Source organism: Rossellomorea sp. GCM10028870 (assembly GCF_042666755.1).
Classification (GTDB): Bacteria; Bacillota; Bacilli; order Bacillales; family Bacillaceae_B; genus Rossellomorea.
This window is the reverse complement of the sequence record NZ_JBHTGN010000005.1, coordinates 208,893-227,227: the sequence shown is the minus strand read 5'-3', so window position 1 is coordinate 227,227 and position 18,335 is coordinate 208,893. Positions and strand designations below refer to the sequence as shown.

Below are 18,335 nucleotides of genomic sequence, written 5' to 3'. Positions count from 1 at the left end.
TTCCAGTAAAGTATTTCCTTTGTCGAATTTCCGAGGAAATTTTTTATATGGATAAAGAGATAATTGGAATAGATCTGAAAACAAAAAAACTGACCGGAAATCACCAGTCAGTCTTTCTTCATCTATATGATTATTCTTCGTCTTTTACGTCAGAGCCATTATCGGCTGCGTCGTCTTTTTGATCAGCATTTTCTTGTTTCGGCTTTTGCTCAGCTTCCGGCTTTTCTTCTGCTGCATCGTCAGCACCGTTTTCTTCTGTTGCTTTATCTTCAGCAGCTTTATCTTCGCTAGCTTGATCTTCTACGGCATTTTCTTCCGATGCTTCAGCATCCGGCTGTTCACCTGAAACCTTCTTGTCTTCTAATTGTGCTTCTTGAAGAGTTGCAAGAGACTTATTGAAGTATTCAAGCGGATTCACTGCTACATTTGCTTTACGAATTTCAAAGTGTACGTGAACACCAGCTTCTTCATTGAATAAGCTCTTACCTGCTTTAGCGATAGCTTGTCCTTGATCTACTACATCTCCAACCGCGACTTCAAAGTCTTTGACTGATTGATAACGAGTAACGATTCCTTTGCTGTGCTCGATTTCAATCGTGTTTCCGAGTAGGGAATCTTCTTGAACCTTTGTGACTGTACCGCTCATGGCAGCCAGAACATCGAATTCTTTTCCATCTTTAGAGATGTCGACTCCTTGGTTCGGATAGTACATGTTACCATAAACAACTAAGGCTGCTTCCTGTTCTTCCGCTGAAGCTTCAGTATCGTAGAATTGTTTTTCGATCACTGTATCTTCCGGACTTGCAACAGGCATTACAAAGTTTTCCAATGAACGGTTGACTTCTTCTGCAGGTTGGTTAAACTCATTGTCAGTAGGAACTCCATCATAGCTGTAATCCTTGGCTTTCTCGTTTACATCATTTCCTGCTTGGTACCACAGAATCCCCGTGATAATGATTGCTGCACTTGCTAAATAGATTGCTGGGTATGCCCAACGTCTTTTCAAAAAGTTTTGAGAAGGTTGTTTCTTTTCTTCCTCTCTCATTTTCATCACCTCAGCAATCATTCTGAACAGAATTCAGAAAATATATACACATTCGGAAAAAAATTTTTAAAATTCTTATCTTTCGACAAAGGGTTGGAAAATATGTATGATTTTAAAAATAAGATGAAATTTTTCTTTTATTATGCGTTTCTCGTATTTTAACAGAGACTGTAGTAGTTGATATCCGCTACAGGACGCTCGCTTTCCGCGGGGCGGGCAGTGAGCCTCCTCCTCAGGTTCGCCTGCAGGGTCTCACCTGTCTAGCTCCGGCGTCTAGCCCCTCGAGGTCATTAGCTAAATGGTCCAAGAAGGCAAAGAACGCCTTCTAATGGCCCATTCATCTTATGCTTGTCGGGACTGAGCGAGCCGCCTACGCTTTTCGTACTTTCCCGCTATTCCCGCTGAGTCGGGCGCCTGCAGGGAGAATCAACTTACTGTTTTGCATAACTATTTAAAACAAACAAGAATAGTGCAGGTCCTGCAATTCTTGTTTGTTAACGAAATTACTATCCTGCATGATACAATATAAAAAACAGAAAGGACGAGCTGCATATGAAGAAGTTACTGAAATATGTGCTGACAGCTGCGCCTTTTCTCTATATGATTCTAATATGGATTTTGTCGAGTAATCCTGATGATGCCGTCATTCGATTTCCTGATAATCAGTTGGATCGTTTTATTAAGGAATCTCTCCATTTAATCGAATTCGGTATTTTGTATGGGTTATTTGTTATCGCTCTGTTGGCACATGGAAAGCTTCGGTTCACATTGAATTTCACCGTTGCGTTGATTAGCATCTTTTATGGATTCGTGGATGAGATACATCAGTCCTTTGTTCCGTATCGGTCTGCAACACTGATTGACGCTGCCAAGGATTTGATCGGAGTCACTGTCCTTTTTTGGATTGTGAACCGGACTTATTTTAAAAAGGCTGATCATCCATTGACGAAGAAGATGAAAAAGTTCGAAGCATATTTAAAAAAGGATTGAGTCTCTACTGGTCTACTTGACCTGAAGACTCAATCCTTTTTTTTATCTTTGTGCGGTTACTTTCTGCAGGAGTTTATCTGATTCCGTTATTTTGACATCTTTATAGTAATGACTGACGATGTCTTGATAATTCTTGCCTTCCTTCGCCATCCCGTTTGCTCCGTATTGGCTCATTCCGACCCCGTGTCCGAATCCTTTTGTGGCAATGACAATATGATCATCTTTCAGATACCAGGTAAAGTCTGAAGATCTGAGTTCTAATTTCTCTCGAATTTCCCGGCCGGAAAATCCTTTGCCGTTAATTTCAACACTCGCTACCCTTTTGCCTTCCGTTCTTGACGTGATCGTTCCGACCGATCCATCCTTTGGCAGTGTTACGCCCAATTTCTGCTCAAATTCTTTAATCGGTATAATCTTTTGATCCTCGAACCTTGGTGACGCCGAGTCCCAAGGGCTTTCTACACTTCGTAAATATGGATATTCATTCGGCCAATAAGCCTCAGAGTTTTCTGTGTAACCATTGCTCGTTGAGAAGAAGGCTGCCGTAATCGGCTTACCATCATAGGTCAGCACCTGTCCCATCGTTTCAAGGACCGCTTCGGAAATTTTTTTGACCTTCCAATCATAGTCAGCTCCCCAAAGACCTGCAAGCTCCTTCTGGTTCTTATACACCTGATGAGAGACCGTATCCGTCACATCGGCACCCTTCGGAACAGAGGAGTCCTCAAGTAGAAGCTGATTCACAATATACGTTCGTGCTGCAAGGGCTTGTGCTTTTAAGGCTTCCTTTTCAAAATCTGCAGGCATTTCACCAGCCACTACCCCTACTACATACTGCTCCAAAGGAAGTTTCTCGATTAGGTCCTGGTTGGAACGGTAGACAGCTACCTCGACTGAGTTCCCCAGCTCTTCAACGGATGGCGGATTTTTCAGCTTTTCGTCTAAGTTTGCCGTTTCCTTTTCTGATGAAAATGGGAGCACGAGAAGAGTAGGGACAATAAAGATGATACTGATAAAGATTGAGAAGATGATCATTACTGGTTTCAAATGCTTCATGTTCGCGGCCTCCAATGAAAGATTAAATAGGAGAATGTCTTAGCACACTTCTCCACTCTCTTTCATATGTATGGTAGTGGACAAGCAATTATGAATCTTTTAAGAGTGATTTTGATGAAGGAAGATGTTCGGAATTGATGAACTTGGAATAAGTAATGAAGTGTGTTGTGGAGCAAATGCATTTTTAAAAATAAAATCTCAAATTTGAAAATAAATGTGCCAGAATTGAAAATAAAAGTGAAATTTTGAAAATAAATACTGCATTATTGAAAATAAATGACTTTTTCATCTCATTTTCAACATCAGCATACTCTTTTTCTACCTATTTTGACGATATTTCAAAATTGCCCGTCGCAAGTCCAGCCGTTTTCAGCAAGAATCCGGCCACTTTTACGAAGAATCCAGCCGTTCCTGACAAGAATCCAGCCGAAATCAACCATAATTCAGCTAATTTACTTATTTTACCAAAACACAACTCGAGTTTCAGCTCCGACTCTCAGCCCAAACAAAAAAAGCAAGCTCTTCTATAAAAGAAAAGCTCGCCTCCCTATTACTTACGCATCTTTAATCATGTCTTGATTAGAAACAGGTGTTTCTTCCACTTCTTTCACACGCTCGATATCGGCACCCAGGCCTGCAAGCTTCTGATGGAAGTTTACATATCCACGATCTAAATGCTTCAGTTCTGTTACTCGAGTGTAACCATCTGCTACCAGACCAGCGATTGAAAGTGCTGCTGCTGCACGTAAGTCGGTTGCAGCCACTTCTGCCCCTTGAAGAGGTGTTGGTCCGTTCATGATCACAGAACGGCCTTCAATCTTAATGTCTGCTCCCATACGACGGAATTCTTCAGCATGCATGAAACGGTTTTCGAAAACTGTCTCAGTGATGACGCTAGTGCCGTCAGCTGCTAATAGTAATGCCATCATTTGAGATTGCATATCTGTTGGGAAACCAGGATGAGGCATTGTTTTGATATCGACAGATTTCAGTTTCTCCGGCCCGATGACACGAAGTCCTTCCTCTTCATCGATGATCGTTACGCCCATTTCTTCCATCTTCGCAACTAAAGAAGATAAGTGTTCTGGAATAGCGCCTTTTACAAGGACATCACCTTGAGTGATGGCTGCAGCCACCATGAAAGTTCCTGCTTCGATACGGTCTGGAATGATGCTGTGTTCGACACCGTATAAACGGTCTACACCTTCAATACGGATCGTTCCAGTACCTGCACCTACTACGTTTCCTCCCATTTTGTTCAGGAAGTTAGCCAAGTCGACGATTTCAGGCTCTTTTGCGACGTTTTCCAGGATTGTTGTTCCTTCTGCAAGAGCAGCAGCCATCATGATGTTTTCTGTTGCCCCCACGCTTGGGAAGTCCAGATAAACCTTGGCACCCTTCAATCTTCCGTTTACTTCAGCTTCGATAAAACCATTTCCTACCTTCACTTTTGCTCCCATTGCTTCGAAGCCTTTTAAGTGTTGGTCAATCGGTCTTGATCCAATGGCACATCCACCAGGAAGCGCAACACGTGCTTTACCTGTACGTCCGAGTAGTGATCCCATTACAAGGACGGATGCACGCATTTTTCGAACATATTCAAACGGTGCTTCTACAAACAACTCTCTTGATGCATTCACGATGACTTCACCATTGTTAAACTCTACATCTGTATTTAAATGACGTAATACTTCATTAATCGTATATACATCGGAGAGTGGTGGTACATTTTTAATTACACTTTTTCCTTCACTTGCTAATAATGTAGCAGCGATGACTGGTAAAACGGCATTCTTTGCTCCTTCAACTTGCACTGTACCGCTTAAACGCTGACCGCCGCGGACGATAATTTTTTCCAAGAGTATTCCCCTCCGCGTCCAATTTCTCTATATTAATATTCAATCGTTAGGATGGGTGTGCCAATCACAAAGGTTGTCTTAGCGCCCATTCCGCTTTTCCGTAGACCTAGTTGTATATTCATATCATCATTTTTTGTTGGTATTTTCCGTGACATTTGTTCCGAGTAAGCTGAAATGGAATAAAAGTCTTCTTCTCTAAGTGATTCCAGTTCTTTTGCGTCTAATTTCGACATTAATTCGACAGCCTGATTCGACAAAACTTTCTCAAGCTTATCATTGAATTCGCCTTTTATACAAGAGAAAATCATGGGTTTATTAGTAAAAATGATTTCCATATTTGGGATAAATTCAGTCTTGATGTAATGCCTCGTCTTTTCTCCCAACGCTTTCTGAGCACCGCGCATCTCATACATAACATACGAAACAGATTGCTTGTTTGTGAGGGTGTGCTGGAACTTAATGGTTTCTTCCCCGTGAGACGTCTGACGTTGTCCCACAACCATTACCTCTTCAGCTGACTTTTTCGTCACCCACTCAAAATCAGAAAATCTTTCTTGCATAGTAGTACTATATTTGGCAAATCCTTTATTCGTGAAGCTTTTTTTGTTTTCTCTTGCATATAGAGACCATTCAGTTATCTGACCTTGAGAATGAACAATGGCTTGATCAAGCTTTTCAATGTCTAATAATTGATTGGCTTCGATAGTGTTGTTCCCATTAATAACAGGAAGAAAACCTAATCCAACAAAAAAGATTAAAATAATGTAAAAATACCGACCCATTTTCCATTCCTCCCCTTACCTAAAAGTCTGTCCGAATAGGAGAAGAACATACTTGAAAATTGTCGTCATCTTTTTACAATTATTGAGTCTTTCATGCTGTTAATGAAAAGGGTTTCACTTTGAAACTTTTTCACAAAGAGGCACGAACACAAAATTAATCTTACTCAAAACAGGCTCTAATGAAAACATGCAGGAAGACCTATTTTTTGTCAAAGCTCTAATCATTCAAAGAAAACAGGCAATTGTTGAGACCACAGATAGTAATCCAGTAAAAATTGGCTGACGGCTGAGCCGATCGCGATCGTTAGTAGGATATACAGTAGTCTCCCTTGAGCGACTCGATTCTTCTTTAGGAGCTTGTCTAACTGGATGGATTGCAAAGACCAAAATGTGATCCCGAATACGAATAGATGCACGAGCATGCTGATCAGGGCCTGCTGGCCAAAGCTTTCTACCACTTTTCTCACTCCTAATAATCATATCGACGCACATAGACTATTTTACCACACTAAGCTGTCACAACATATGTTATTTATATAAAAATATGTCCAATATGTTAATAAAAATTTTCCTTTTTACGTACTTGAAAGCTAGGTAACATATATAGGTCCGTCCGGCAAAATTGGTTGAAATTCCTGACTTGAGTTCCAGCAGATCTCAAAGGTCCGTCCCTACAAAAAACCACCCTTCCTCAAGGAAAGGGTGGTTTTGCTGTTTTATTAGAAGTTACGTTCGGAAACGTTAATTCTGTTCATGGCACGCTTTAGAGCGAGTTCAGCACGACGGAAGTCTACATCATCACGTTGTGCCTGCATGCGGTCTTCCGCGCGGCCTTTTGCTTCTTTAGCGCGTTGTACATCGATAGCTTCTGCTGTTTCAGCAGACTGTGCTAGAATTGTCACTTGTTCAGGACGTACTTCTAAGAATCCGCCACTGACAGCTACAAGCTCAGTGTTGCCACCTTTTTTCAGGCGAACCGCACCGATTTGTAGTGGAGCAACCATCGGAATGTGTCCAGGTAAGATTCCAAGCTCACCGCTTTGAGCTTTCGTGCTCACCATTTCCACTTCTGAATCGTACACTGGGCCATCGGGAGTGACAATATTGACTTTTAATGTCTTCATTTTCTTCCCTCCTGGTCCCTAATTATACCTCTACGCCCATTTCTTTAGCTGCTGCTAATACATCCTCAATCGGACCTACTAGACGGAACGCATCTTCAGGAATGTGATCGTATTTACCGTCAAGGATATCTTTGAAACCTTTAACAGTGTCTTTCACTTCAACGTAAGAACCTTTTTGTCCAGTGAACTGTTCTGCAACGTGGAAGTTTTGAGATAAGAAGAATTGTACACGACGAGCGCGGTGTACCGTCAGCTTATCATCATCAGAAAGCTCATCCATACCAAGGATCGCGATGATATCTTGAAGTTCTTTATAACGCTGTAATGTTTGTTGAACATTACGAGCGATGCTGTAGTGTTCTTCTCCTACGATTTCTGGAGAAAGAGCACGTGAAGTCGATGCTAATGGATCTACCGCAGGATAGATACCCATCTCAGAAAGTTTACGCTCAAGGTTCGTTGTTGCATCCAAGTGAGCGAAAGTTGTAGCAGGAGCCGGATCCGTGTAGTCATCGGCAGGTACATAGATCGCTTGGATCGATGTTACAGAACCTACGTTCGTTGACGTGATACGCTCTTGCAATTGACCCATTTCAGTAGCAAGTGTCGGCTGGTAACCAACGGCAGATGGCATACGGCCTAGTAGGGCAGAAACCTCTGAACCTGCTTGCGTGAAACGGAAGATGTTATCGATGAACAGAAGTACGTCTTGACCTTGCTCATCACGGAAGTATTCAGCCATTGTAAGACCTGTCAGTGCTACACGCATACGCGCACCTGGCGGCTCGTTCATTTGTCCGAATACCATCGCTGTTTTCTTGATAACGCCAGAGTCGCTCATCTCGTGGTAAAGGTCATTTCCTTCACGAGTACGCTCTCCAACACCGGCAAATACAGAGATACCGCCGTGCTCTTGAGCGATGTTGTTGATAAGCTCCTGGATTAATACGGTTTTACCAACACCGGCACCACCGAATAGACCGATCTTACCACCCTTGATGTAAGGTGCAAGTAAGTCTACTACTTTAATACCTGTTTCCAGAATCTCAACTTCTGTAGAAAGCTGATCAAATGTAGGTGCTTGTCTATGAATTGGATCACGACGGATACCTGCTGCAAGAGGCTCGTCTAAATCGATTGATTCACCTAGAACGTTGAATACACGACCTAATGTGATATCCCCTACTGGTACAGAGATTGGTGCTCCTGTATCAAGCACGTCAGCTCCACGTTGTAAACCATCTGTGGAAGCCATCGCGATTGTACGTACAGAATCATCACCTAGGTGAAGGGCAACCTCTAATGTAAGTTCAGCTCTATCTGCAATTTGGACCTTTAATGAGTTGTAGATATCAGGAAGTTGGCCGTTAGCGAACTTGACATCGACAACTGGACCCATTACTTGAAGAACGTGTCCTTTGTTCATCTCTTTCCCTCCTAACTAGCTTTTGACGACAAAACTATGTTGTAATCCGGCACTCAACCGGAATGTCATTTCTATTCGAGTGCTGCTGCCCCGCCTACGATTTCCGTGATTTCTTGGGTAATCGCTGCTTGACGCGCACGGTTATAAGAAAGTGTAAGGCTGTTAATGATTTCTTTCGCATTGTCTGTTGCGCTTCTCATTGCTGTCATACGGGCCGCGTGCTCACTGGCTTTACCATCAAGTAACGCTCCGTAAATCAGGCTTTCAGCATATTGAGGAAGCAACACTTCCAAAATTTCTTCAGCATTAGGCTCAAACTCATAAGAAGTTAAGTTCGATGAAGAAGAATCAAGCTCCGTTAAAGGAAGAACCTTCTTCTCGGTAACATCTTGTTGAATGGCACTGACATAGTGGTTGTAGTACATGTAAAGTTCATCATAAGCACCATCAGAGAACATACTGACTGCCTTGTTGGCAATGTCTTTAATGTCTGCAAAGTTTGGTTGATCTGGTAGCCCTACAATACCTTCCACTACATTATCGCCTCGTTTTTGGAAGAAGTCTCTTCCAATACGACCTAACGCAATAATGGCGTATTCATCTTGTGAGCTGTGACGCTCTTTAATCGCATTACTTACAGCACGAATGACGCTCGAGTTATAAGCCCCCGCCAAACCGCGGTCAGATGTAATGACCAAGTAGCCGGTTTTTTTTACGGGGCGGGAGACTAGCATCGGATGCGTTACATCTGTGCTACCAAGGGAAATGGAAGCAACGACTTCCTGAATTTTCTCCATGTATGGGACGAAGGCTTTCGCATTCGATTCAGCACGGTTCAATTTAGAGGCAGAGACCATTTCCATTGCTTTCGTAATTTGACTGGTTTTCTTCGTAGATGTAATACGAGTTTTTATGTCGCGTAACGATGCCACTGGTTCTCACCACCCTTTTAAAATGTTAGTCATATTCACTAGAACCAACTAAATAATGGAATAATCAGCCGGTGTCATCAGAATGAACACCGACATCTTATAAAATTACTCAGACTTTACAAATGTCTTCTTGAATTCGTTGATCGCTGCAACCATTGCATCGTCTTCAGGAAGACCTTTTGTTGTGCGGATATGGTCTAACAGTTCTGTATGGTTGTGATCTAACCAGCTTAGGAATTCACCTTCGAAACGACGAATATCTGTTACTGGAATATCATCTAAATGACCTTTTGTTAATGAATAGAAGATCATAACTTGTTTTTCAACATTAAGTGGTTTGTTAAGATCCTGCTTCAGTACTTCAACAGTACGGGCTCCACGGTTCAGTTTCGCTTGTGTCGCTTTATCAAGATCTGACCCGAACTGAGCAAATGCTTCAAGCTCACGGTATGCCGCTAAGTCAAGACGCAGTGTACCTGAAACCTTTTTCATCGCTTTGATTTGTGCGGATCCACCAACACGTGATACGGAAAGACCTGCATTGATCGCCGGACGAACACCGGAGAAGAATAGGTCAGATTGTAAGAAAATCTGTCCGTCAGTGATGGAGATAACGTTTGTTGGAATGTAAGCGGAGATATCTCCTGCCTGTGTTTCAACGAAAGGTAATGCTGTGATGGAACCTCCACCTTTTGCATCACTTAATTTCGCAGCACGCTCAAGTAAACGAGAGTGTAAGTAGAATACGTCACCAGGGAATGCTTCACGGCCTGGAGGACGACGTAATAATAGTGAAAGCTCACGGTAAGCAGATGCTTGCTTAGAAAGATCATCATATACAACAAGAACGTGCTTGCCGCTATGCATGAATTCTTCACCCATTGTGATACCAGCGTATGGTGCTAAGAATAGCATTGGAGCTGGTGAAGCAGCTGATGCCGTTACAACGATTGTGTAATCAAGGGCACCGTGCTTACGAAGCGTTTCAACCGCATTACGTACAGTTGATTCTTTTTGTCCGATCGCAACATAGATACAGATCATGTCTTGACCTTTTTGATTTAGGATTGAATCGATCGCAACAGATGTTTTACCTGTTTGACGGTCTCCGATGATTAACTCACGTTGACCACGACCGATTGGAACTAGAGCGTCGATCGCTTTGATACCAGTTTGAAGTGGCTCGTGTACGGATTTACGATCCATTACACCAGGTGCCCCGCCTTCAATTGGACGTGTTTTCGTTGTCGCAATTGGACCTAATCCATCAACTGGTTGTCCAAGTGAGTTTACAACACGACCTACTAATTCCTGTCCTACTGGAACTTCCATGATACGTCCAGTACGACGAACCTCATCGCCTTCACGAATGTCTGTAAATGGTCCGAGAATGATAATACCTACGTTGTTTTCCTCTAAGTTCTGCGCCATACCCATGACACCGTTAGAAAATTCAACAAGCTCTCCAGCCATGACATTGTCGAGGCCATGAGCACGAGCGATACCGTCACCGATTTGGATAACTGTACCTACATCGCTTACTTTCATCTCAGACTGATAGTTTTCAATTTGCTTTTTTATCAGCGCGCTGATTTCTTCCGCCTTGATGCTCATGAATTTCACCCCTCATTTATACGAAAGTTAACGAACAAGTTCACGCTCAAGACGATCCAACTTGCCAGCAAGAGTTCCGTCATAAATACGGTTGCCGATACGGACCTTAAGTCCGCCAAGTATGTTCTCGTCTATCACATTCTCAATTCTTAATGATTGTTTACCAATTCTCTTAGCAAAAGAAGCTGAGATTGCTGTCTTCTCATCTTCTGTTAAAGCACGTACGGAATACACCTTTGCTTCTGCGATTCCTCTAGCTTCATTAGAAAGCTCGATGAATGCATCGACAACACCCACTACCTGATCTTCACGATGACGATCAGTCATAAGAAGCAGTGTATTCAATACCGGTACAGAAACAGAAGAGAACGCTTCTTTCAACATGTCTTTCTTCTTATCCGTCGAAAACTTCGGATTTTCCAAAAGAATGCTTAATTCTTTATTTTGGATAAAAACGGATTTCACTGCACGAAGCTCTTGTTCAATCGCTTCTAATTGATTCTGTTCTTTGGCAATATCGAAAAGAGCTAACGCATAGCGTTTTGCGACTGTAGAGTAGCTCATCGCTCTTCTCCTGCCTCTTTAATATAATCGTTGATCAGCTTCTGTTGATCTTGAACAGAAAGTTCTTTTTCAATCACTTTCGATGCAATCAGAACAGATAGTGAAGCAACCTGCTCGCGTAATGCTGCCATCGCTTGTTCTTTCTGCGTCTCGATTTCACGTTTCGCAGATTCTTTCAAGCGCTCAGATTCCTGACGAGCCGCGATGATGATTTGTTCACGTTGCTCATCGCCCTGCTTTTTAGAGTTCTCGATCATCGCTTGCGCTTCTTGACGAGCCTCTTTTAAAAGTTGACGCTGTTCTTCCAAGCTCTTATTTGCTTCTAGACGGCTTTGTTCAGCCGCTTCTATTTCGCCTGCAATATGATTCTCACGCTCTTGCATGATGCCCATCAAAGGACCCCAAGCAAACTTCTTCAATAACGCAAGAAGGATAAGGAACATAGCAAGCTGGAATACGATATCTCCACCTGTAAAGCCGCCACCAGCTCCAAGGACAAATGCGTTTGTAAGCACGCGGTTTCACTCCCTTCAAGAGTCAATGCCTTCATAAGAAAGCTGTACAATAACGGCAAATGCCGTACCATTCATAATCAAATGTTCTTAAGTACCAAACATAAAGGAATGGCGAAGGTTCTTATCGAATGATCTTCGCCATCTTGAACTTTAAACTGCTATTATTGACCCATTACGATGAATGCGATAACTACTGCGATGATAGGAATCGCCTCTACTAACGCAACCCCGATGAACATTGTAGTTTGAAGCATTCCACGAGCTTCCGGTTGACGAGCCATACCTTCTACCGTACGTGAAACAATAAGACCGTTACCAATACCTGCACCTAGTGCTGCTAAACCGATTGCAATTGCTGCTGCTAAAAGACCCATTCTGAATTTCCTCCTTTAAATGTATGAAAAAATGTTTTGAGTAGTTTTGTTCAATTTTGAACAGGGTATATATTAATGGTCCAGGCTGACTTTGTGAGCCATATAAACCATCGTTAACATAACAAAAATAAATGATTGGATTGCGCCGACAAAGATTGAGAAACCTTGCCATACAATCGTTGGGATAATGGCACCCAGTAATCCGGCTGCTCCCATGTGTGCCAAGCTTCCTACCAGTAAAGTAAGCAGGATTTCCCCAGCGTAAATGTTACCGTAAAGACGAAGACCAAGCGTTAGTGTGTTGGCAAACTCTTCAATAATCTTCAGCGGGAATAAGAACGACATAGGTCTGAAGAAGTCTTTACCGTATTCACCGAAGCCCTTCATCTTGATTGCATAATAGTGTGTTAACACAACGACCATAACCGCCAGGGTCATAGTAATAACTGGATCCGCTGTTGGTGACTTCCACCATAATTCGTGGTCAATGACAACCGAGAACGGAAGCCCTAACATGTTTGATACGAAAATGTACATGAGTAAAGTAAGTCCAAGGAGATGGAAACGACCACCTGTTTTCCAATCCATATTACTTTTCACAATATTTTTGACAAAGTCCATGACCCATTCCATAAAGTTTTGCACTCCGGTCGGTTTCATGGCCAGTCTACGAGTTGACAGAACGGCGATGAGGAATACAACGGCACTTGCCACTGTGATCATCAGTACGTTCGCCAGGTTAAAAGTTAACCCTAGAAACTCGGCTGTAGGATTTTCATGATGCAATGAAATTCACCTCTCTTCCCCGCTATTTATGAGATTTAAGCTGCTGAATAAAATAATCTATCATAATGACAACATAAATTGTCATTAATCCAATAATGACGCTCAGGAGATGAAAGTGCTCAGGGTATTCCGTTGCAATGATCACTGCAAAGGCCGCACCTGCCATCCTTGAGAAGGTCCCTAAAGATCGAACCTTTTGACCAGCTTCTACTGCATCACCGAATCGCACGGTTCTCCTCATGATCAGCCAGTGACTAAACAGACTGATGCCTGTCCCCAAAATAAGCCCAAGGAAAATAGACTGATAGGAAGTGAAACCCCAACCGAGGACGTAAAGGGAAAGGAGGAAAAATATGTACTTACGATGCCTGTTAAACACTTGCTGAAGTTCTGGCATTTACATTAATCTCCCGAATTGAAATGTTGGACTGTACGGAGCATGGTGTAGATTCCTGTTGCGAGCCCAAGGAGTAGTCCAATAATTAAGAAAAGTGGTGTGGTGTTCCATATTCCATCTAACCATCTCCCGCCGAAGATCCCTATTAAAATAGAACCAACAAGCTGGGAAAGAATAGCAGAATACAAGACCATCGATTGATACGGGCGTCGATCATTTTGACGCATTTTTTTCATCTCCACACATGTGATTTAGTGGAAAATCATTAACACTGTACAAATGATGAAAAACCGTTTTCATACGGGTTCAACCCTTGTGAAAACCTTATCATTTTATACCCTTTGTAAGCATACAATAGGGCTTTATCTATGTCAATGCGTTCAAGTTAAAAAGTTCACAACCTATCCACGCGTTCCCAAATTGTTCACATTTTCAACACATTTACAGAAAAGCGGAGGCGGGTTGGTTAGAGGCGACAAGCATAAGGCGAACTTACCGGAAAGGCGCTTTTTGCCTTTTTGGTAAGTTTGGCTTATGACCTCGAGCCTCTTCCCGCTGGAGCTGGACACGTCGAAAAGCGGAGGGGGCTTGCCCTGGGGCGACAAGCATAAGGCGAGTCGACCGGAAAGGCGTTCTTTGCCTTTTTGGTCGGCTTGACTTATGACCTCGAGCCCCAAGCCCCCGCAGCTGGACATCTCGAAAAGCGGAGGCGGGTTGGTCAGGCCCGACAAGCACAACTGGGAGTTCCCTAAAGGCGCTCTTTGCCTTTTGGGATTTTTCAGTTGTGACCTCGAGGGACTACCCGCCGGAGCTGGACATGCCGAAAAGCGGAGCCGACTGGTCAGGCCCATCAAGCATATTCAAGGATTCCCCCGAATGAAAAAGCCCAACAAACTTAACACTTTTCGCATCGATTGCTCATTATATTAACAAATCCATAGGTTCTATCTCCACATGCCCCTCCATTATATAGAAAATTCTTTTTATGAGTAACCCTTGAATTTAATGTAAATACTTCCAATTAAATAACAATGGGGTTTGCCGGTTTTATAAATAAGAAAGCCGGATTATCACGTGTTGATAATCCGGCTTTCTTATTTACTTCAAATTATTTTGTACCGTATAAACGATCTCCCGCGTCCCCTAAACCAGGAACGATGTATCCTTTTTCATTCAGCTTCTCATCAAGAGCAGCGATGAAGATATCAACGTCAGGATGCGCTTCCTTGATTGCGTCCACCCCTTCAGGACAGGCAACAAGGCACATGAACTTGATGCTTACCGCGCCGCGTTTCTTTAATGAGTTGATGGCTTCAACAGCAGATCCACCTGTTGCAAGCATCGGATCGACCAGGATGAAGTCACGCTCTTCCACATCACTTGGAAGCTTTACGTAATATTCAATCGGTTTAAGAGTCTCAGGGTCACGATATAAACCAACGTGTCCTACTTTTGCAGCCGGGATCAGTTTAAGAATTCCGTCAACCATTCCTAATCCTGCTCGCAGAATAGGAACGATCCCTAATTTTTTACCTGCAAGTGTTTTGGCCTTTGCGTTGCTTACCGGTGTTTCTACATCAATATCCTCTAACGGTAAATCGCGTGTGATTTCAAACGCCATTAGTGTCGCCACTTCATCAACAAGCTCACGAAATTCCTTCGTACCTGTTTGTTTATCACGAATAAACGTTAATTTGTGTTGGATTAACGGATGATCAAATACATATACTTTGCCCACTCGACTCTCTCCTTTAAGTTCGATTTATGTAAAAATAGTTTGTCCACTTCATTTACACCTCAGACTATTGTACATAAAAGACAATTTAAGAGCAACAAGAGATGGGAAGTGTAATGGAATCGTTAGAAATGATATGAGTGGCGAGGGAAAAGACGTGTAAGGTAGTGGAATCGATTGATTTTTTGGTTAATTATGTAAATCGGCTGGATTAATGCCAGAAACGGCCGGATTTTTTAAAAAAGCCGCTGGATTATTATCAAAATCGGCCGGATTTTAACGGAAAACGGCTGGATTATCGTAAATAACGACCGGATTCCCATTTAAGTTGCTCCTCACACCCGGTATTTAGAACTTAAAACCGATGAATCATCTACTTTTCTATTAAAAAACCTCTCCACCAGGGAGGTCAGTCCCTAATGAAGAGGTCATCATCAATTATCTTTCTGGATATAATTCGAATTTGCTTGTCAGGTCGATGACGCGTTTGCGTGCTTCTTCCAATTTTGCCTCGTCTTCATGGTTCTTAAGAGTCAGTGCCATGATGGAAGCAATTTCGTCCATGTCCTCAAGCCCGAATCCTCTTGACGTAACAGCAGCTGTTCCGATACGGACACCGCTTGTAACGAATGGGCTTTCCGGATCGAATGGGATCGTGTTTTTGTTGACGGTGATGCCGATTTCATCCAGGACTTTCTCTGCGATTTTACCAGTCAGTCCAAGTGAACGCAGGTCGATCAGTAGTAGATGGTTGTCTGATCCACCGGATACAAGGTTGATTCCTTCTTTAACAAGTCCTTCACCTAAACGGTTGGCATTGTCGATGATGTTCTGTGCGTATTCTTTAAACGAATCCTTCAGAGCTTCACCGAATGCAACAGCTTTAGCTGAGATCACGTGCATAAGTGGTCCACCTTGAATGCCAGGGAAGATAGACTTGTCTATTTTCTTTGCAAATTCTTCTCTGCATAGGATCATTCCGCCACGAGGTCCGCGCAATGTTTTGTGAGTCGTTGTTGTCACGAAGTCTGCATAAGGAACCGGGTTCTGGTGAAGGCCAGCCGCTACAAGACCGGCGATGTGAGCCATATCCACCATTAAGTATGCTCCCACTTCGTCAGCGATTTCACGGAATTTCGCGAAATCGATCGCTCTTGGGTATGCACTTGCTCCAGCTACGATCAGCTTCGGCTTGTGCTCTAACGCTTTTTCTCTAACATCTTCGTAATTGATCAGGTGCTTTTCTTCATCCACACCATACTCTACGAAATTATATTGAATTCCACTGAAGTTGACGGCACTTCCGTGAGTCAGATGTCCACCATGAGATAAGTTCATTCCAAGAACTGTGTCACCTTGTTCAAGGATTGTGAAGTAGACTGCCATATTGGCTTGTGCTCCTGAGTGAGGCTGAACGTTTACATGTTCTGCTCCAAATAGTTCCTTCGCACGATCGCGAGCCAGATTCTCAGCTACATCGACATGCTCACAGCCACCATAATAGCGACGACCTGGGTACCCCTCTGCATACTTATTTGTCAGAACGGAGCCTTGTGCTTCCATAACCGCTTCACTGACAAAGTTTTCAGATGCAATTAACTCGATTTTTGTTCGTTGACGCTCTAATTCATCTTGAATCGCTGCATAAATTTCCGGATCTTGCTTGGCAATCTTACTCATACATATCCCCCTTTAATTCATAGGCCCAACTGCTCTAGGTGCCTCATTGATTCATTCAATCTCATTCTAACACGATTCAGCAAAACGCGAAATAAAAACCTCTAGTCAAATCGTAATGTTCGTGTTTAGAGGGACGGACCTCGTGTAATGTTATTCACAATATTCTCGATCTACTACCTGACTGGCCCCCACGAGTAGCATTGTGACTATAATTGTCGAATGATTATAAAATTTTCATGATTGTTAGTGATATCACTGCCTTGATTCAAAATCTCCACTTCCACCCTTTTATCATAATCATAATCTCCTTAACCCTCTATATAGTTCGGGATTCAAAACAGGTTTCAAATAGACAGAAACACTAAAATAAAGGTCCGTCCCTCAACTAAGAGAAACGGACCTTCCAATGTGCATTATTCGTATACGGCTCTGATTCCGCCTATGAGTTTGGGTCTGGTTTTGGCGAGTGTGACGTGGGCTTCGCCGAGGCTTTTCTGTGATACCCGGATGGGGACGGCTACGTGTTTCAGGTGCATGCCGATAAAGGTATCTCCGATGTCGATGCCGGCGTCGCCTTGTATATGCTCTACCATGACAGGATCTTCAAAGGAGTGATATGCTTGGGTCGCCATCGCTCCACCTGCTTTTCGCACAGGAATGACCGTAACCTCCTCCAGACCTTTTCTTTCTGCAGCGTCTCTCTCCAAAACGAGCGCCCGGTTTAGATGCTCACAGCATTGAAAAGCCAGTGAAACGCCAATGGAATCGGCCCATCCTTTTAGTTCAGCATAAATCATTTCTGCTACTTCAATCGTTCCTGATGTCCCGATCCGCTCCCCCATCACTTCTGATGTGGAACAGCCGACAACAAACACTTGTCCTTTTTTCATGTGAACCTGTTCGCTGAAATCTCCCAGGATCGTTTGTAACTCTTCCTTTAATTGAGTGATTTCCATCGAATCCACTTCCTATTGTTTGTCTTCGTATGCCGTGATTTTCCCAATACGATTGGCATGACGGCCACCTTCGAATTCCGCACCGAGCCATGTTTTGGCGATTTCACGTGCAAGTCCTGGACCAATGACGCGTTCACCCATGGCTAACATATTGCTGTCATTGTGCTCACGTGTCGCTTTTGCACTGAATACATCATGTACAAGAGCACAGCGAATTCCCTTGACTTTATTAGCTGAAATGCTCATGCCAATGCCTGTACCACAAATCAGAATGCCGCGATCGAACTCTCCGCTCGCCACTTTTTCTGCAACAGGTACGGCATAGTCCGGATAGTCAACGGACGTTCCACACTCACAACCGAAGTCCTCATATTCGAGGCCCAGCTCTTCTAATAATGATTTGATTTCTTCGCGGATATTTACCCCGCCGTGATCGGATGCAATTGCAATTTTCATAGTGATCCACTCCCATAGCCTTTGTTACGTTTTATTTTGCCACA

20 protein-coding genes are annotated in these 18,335 nt (G+C 43.1%); 1 reads left to right on the top strand and 19 read right to left on the bottom strand.

Annotation, left to right across the window (positions count from 1 at the left end):
• Window positions 1-130: 130 nt before the first annotated feature.
• Window positions 131-1,045, bottom strand: a complete 915-nt coding sequence (spoIIQ, locus tag ACFQWC_RS19575; protein WP_299744102.1) for a stage II sporulation protein SpoIIQ — start codon at window positions 1,043-1,045, stop codon at window positions 131-133.
• 552 nt (window positions 1,046-1,597) lie between these two features.
• Here spoIIQ and ACFQWC_RS19570 point away from each other — a divergent pair.
• Window positions 1,598-2,035 (top strand): VanZ family protein, encoded by a 438-nt coding sequence (locus ACFQWC_RS19570; protein ID WP_299744100.1) that lies wholly within the window; start codon window positions 1,598-1,600, stop codon window positions 2,033-2,035.
• Window positions 2,036-2,077: 42 nt separating this feature from the next.
• Here the strand turns inward: ACFQWC_RS19570 and spoIID are convergent, their stop codons facing one another.
• From spoIID to rpiB, 18 genes are all read right to left on the bottom strand, one after another.
• Window positions 2,078-3,091: a stage II sporulation protein D gene (gene spoIID, locus ACFQWC_RS19565; RefSeq protein WP_299744097.1), complete on the bottom strand. Its 1,014-nt coding sequence runs from the start codon at window positions 3,089-3,091 to the stop codon at window positions 2,078-2,080.
• Between the two features lie 554 nt (window positions 3,092-3,645).
• Window positions 3,646-4,950, bottom strand: a complete 1,305-nt coding sequence (gene murA, locus ACFQWC_RS19560) for a UDP-N-acetylglucosamine 1-carboxyvinyltransferase (RefSeq protein WP_299744094.1) — start codon at window positions 4,948-4,950, stop codon at window positions 3,646-3,648.
• Between the two features lie 32 nt (window positions 4,951-4,982).
• Window positions 4,983-5,732 (bottom strand): YwmB family TATA-box binding protein, encoded by a 750-nt coding sequence (locus ACFQWC_RS19555; RefSeq protein ID WP_299744091.1) that lies wholly within the window; start codon window positions 5,730-5,732, stop codon window positions 4,983-4,985.
• Between the two features lie 221 nt (window positions 5,733-5,953).
• On the bottom strand, window positions 5,954-6,190 hold the full coding sequence (locus ACFQWC_RS19550) for a DUF1146 family protein (protein WP_044339983.1): 237 nt from the start codon (window positions 6,188-6,190) through the stop codon (window positions 5,954-5,956).
• Window positions 6,191-6,451: 261 nt separating this feature from the next.
• Complete coding sequence (locus tag ACFQWC_RS19545; RefSeq protein WP_044339984.1) at window positions 6,452-6,856, bottom strand: F0F1 ATP synthase subunit epsilon; 405 nt, start codon at window positions 6,854-6,856, stop codon at window positions 6,452-6,454.
• A 22-nt stretch (window positions 6,857-6,878) separates the two neighbouring features.
• Window positions 6,879-8,282, bottom strand: a complete 1,404-nt coding sequence (atpD, locus tag ACFQWC_RS19540) for a F0F1 ATP synthase subunit beta (protein WP_113969230.1) — start codon at window positions 8,280-8,282, stop codon at window positions 6,879-6,881.
• Window positions 8,283-8,353: 71 nt separating this feature from the next.
• Complete coding sequence (locus tag ACFQWC_RS19535; RefSeq protein WP_148971185.1) at window positions 8,354-9,214, bottom strand: F0F1 ATP synthase subunit gamma; 861 nt, start codon at window positions 9,212-9,214, stop codon at window positions 8,354-8,356.
• A 105-nt stretch (window positions 9,215-9,319) separates the two neighbouring features.
• Window positions 9,320-10,828 (bottom strand): F0F1 ATP synthase subunit alpha, encoded by a 1,509-nt coding sequence (gene atpA / locus ACFQWC_RS19530; RefSeq protein ID WP_044339987.1) that lies wholly within the window; start codon window positions 10,826-10,828, stop codon window positions 9,320-9,322.
• A gap of 27 nt (window positions 10,829-10,855) precedes the next feature.
• Complete coding sequence (locus ACFQWC_RS19525) at window positions 10,856-11,392, bottom strand: F0F1 ATP synthase subunit delta (RefSeq protein ID WP_299744071.1); 537 nt, start codon at window positions 11,390-11,392, stop codon at window positions 10,856-10,858.
• Window positions 11,389-11,907: a F0F1 ATP synthase subunit B gene (locus ACFQWC_RS19520; RefSeq protein WP_299744068.1), complete on the bottom strand. Its 519-nt coding sequence runs from the start codon at window positions 11,905-11,907 to the stop codon at window positions 11,389-11,391. Before ACFQWC_RS19520 ends, ACFQWC_RS19525 begins: the two co-directional genes overlap by 4 nt.
• A 161-nt stretch (window positions 11,908-12,068) precedes the next feature.
• A complete protein-coding gene (gene atpE / locus ACFQWC_RS19515; protein WP_044339990.1) occupies window positions 12,069-12,281 on the bottom strand; it encodes a F0F1 ATP synthase subunit C in 213 nt (70 codons plus the stop codon).
• 72 nt (window positions 12,282-12,353) lie between these two features.
• A complete protein-coding gene (gene atpB / locus ACFQWC_RS19510; protein WP_299744062.1) occupies window positions 12,354-13,067 on the bottom strand; it encodes a F0F1 ATP synthase subunit A in 714 nt (237 codons plus the stop codon).
• Between the two features lie 22 nt (window positions 13,068-13,089).
• The gene (locus tag ACFQWC_RS19505) at window positions 13,090-13,464 is read right to left on the bottom strand and encodes an ATP synthase subunit I (RefSeq protein WP_299744059.1); all 375 of its coding nucleotides are present in this window, start codon (window positions 13,462-13,464) and stop codon (window positions 13,090-13,092) included.
• Window positions 13,465-13,469: 5 nt separating this feature from the next.
• The gene (locus tag ACFQWC_RS19500; protein WP_044339993.1) at window positions 13,470-13,691 is read right to left on the bottom strand and encodes an AtpZ/AtpI family protein; all 222 of its coding nucleotides are present in this window, start codon (window positions 13,689-13,691) and stop codon (window positions 13,470-13,472) included.
• A gap of 881 nt (window positions 13,692-14,572) precedes the next feature.
• On the bottom strand, window positions 14,573-15,202 hold the full coding sequence (gene upp / locus ACFQWC_RS19495; RefSeq protein WP_044339995.1) for a uracil phosphoribosyltransferase: 630 nt from the start codon (window positions 15,200-15,202) through the stop codon (window positions 14,573-14,575).
• 435 nt (window positions 15,203-15,637) lie between these two features.
• On the bottom strand, window positions 15,638-16,879 hold the full coding sequence (locus ACFQWC_RS19490; protein WP_377108862.1) for a serine hydroxymethyltransferase: 1,242 nt from the start codon (window positions 16,877-16,879) through the stop codon (window positions 15,638-15,640).
• A gap of 413 nt (window positions 16,880-17,292) precedes the next feature.
• Entirely contained in the window at window positions 17,293-17,835 is a 543-nt protein-coding gene (locus ACFQWC_RS19485; RefSeq protein ID WP_377108861.1) for a TIGR01440 family protein, read from the bottom strand.
• Between the two features lie 12 nt (window positions 17,836-17,847).
• The gene (rpiB, locus tag ACFQWC_RS19480) at window positions 17,848-18,291 is read right to left on the bottom strand and encodes a ribose 5-phosphate isomerase B (RefSeq protein WP_044340552.1); all 444 of its coding nucleotides are present in this window, start codon (window positions 18,289-18,291) and stop codon (window positions 17,848-17,850) included.
• Between the last annotated feature and the right edge of the window lie 44 nt (window positions 18,292-18,335).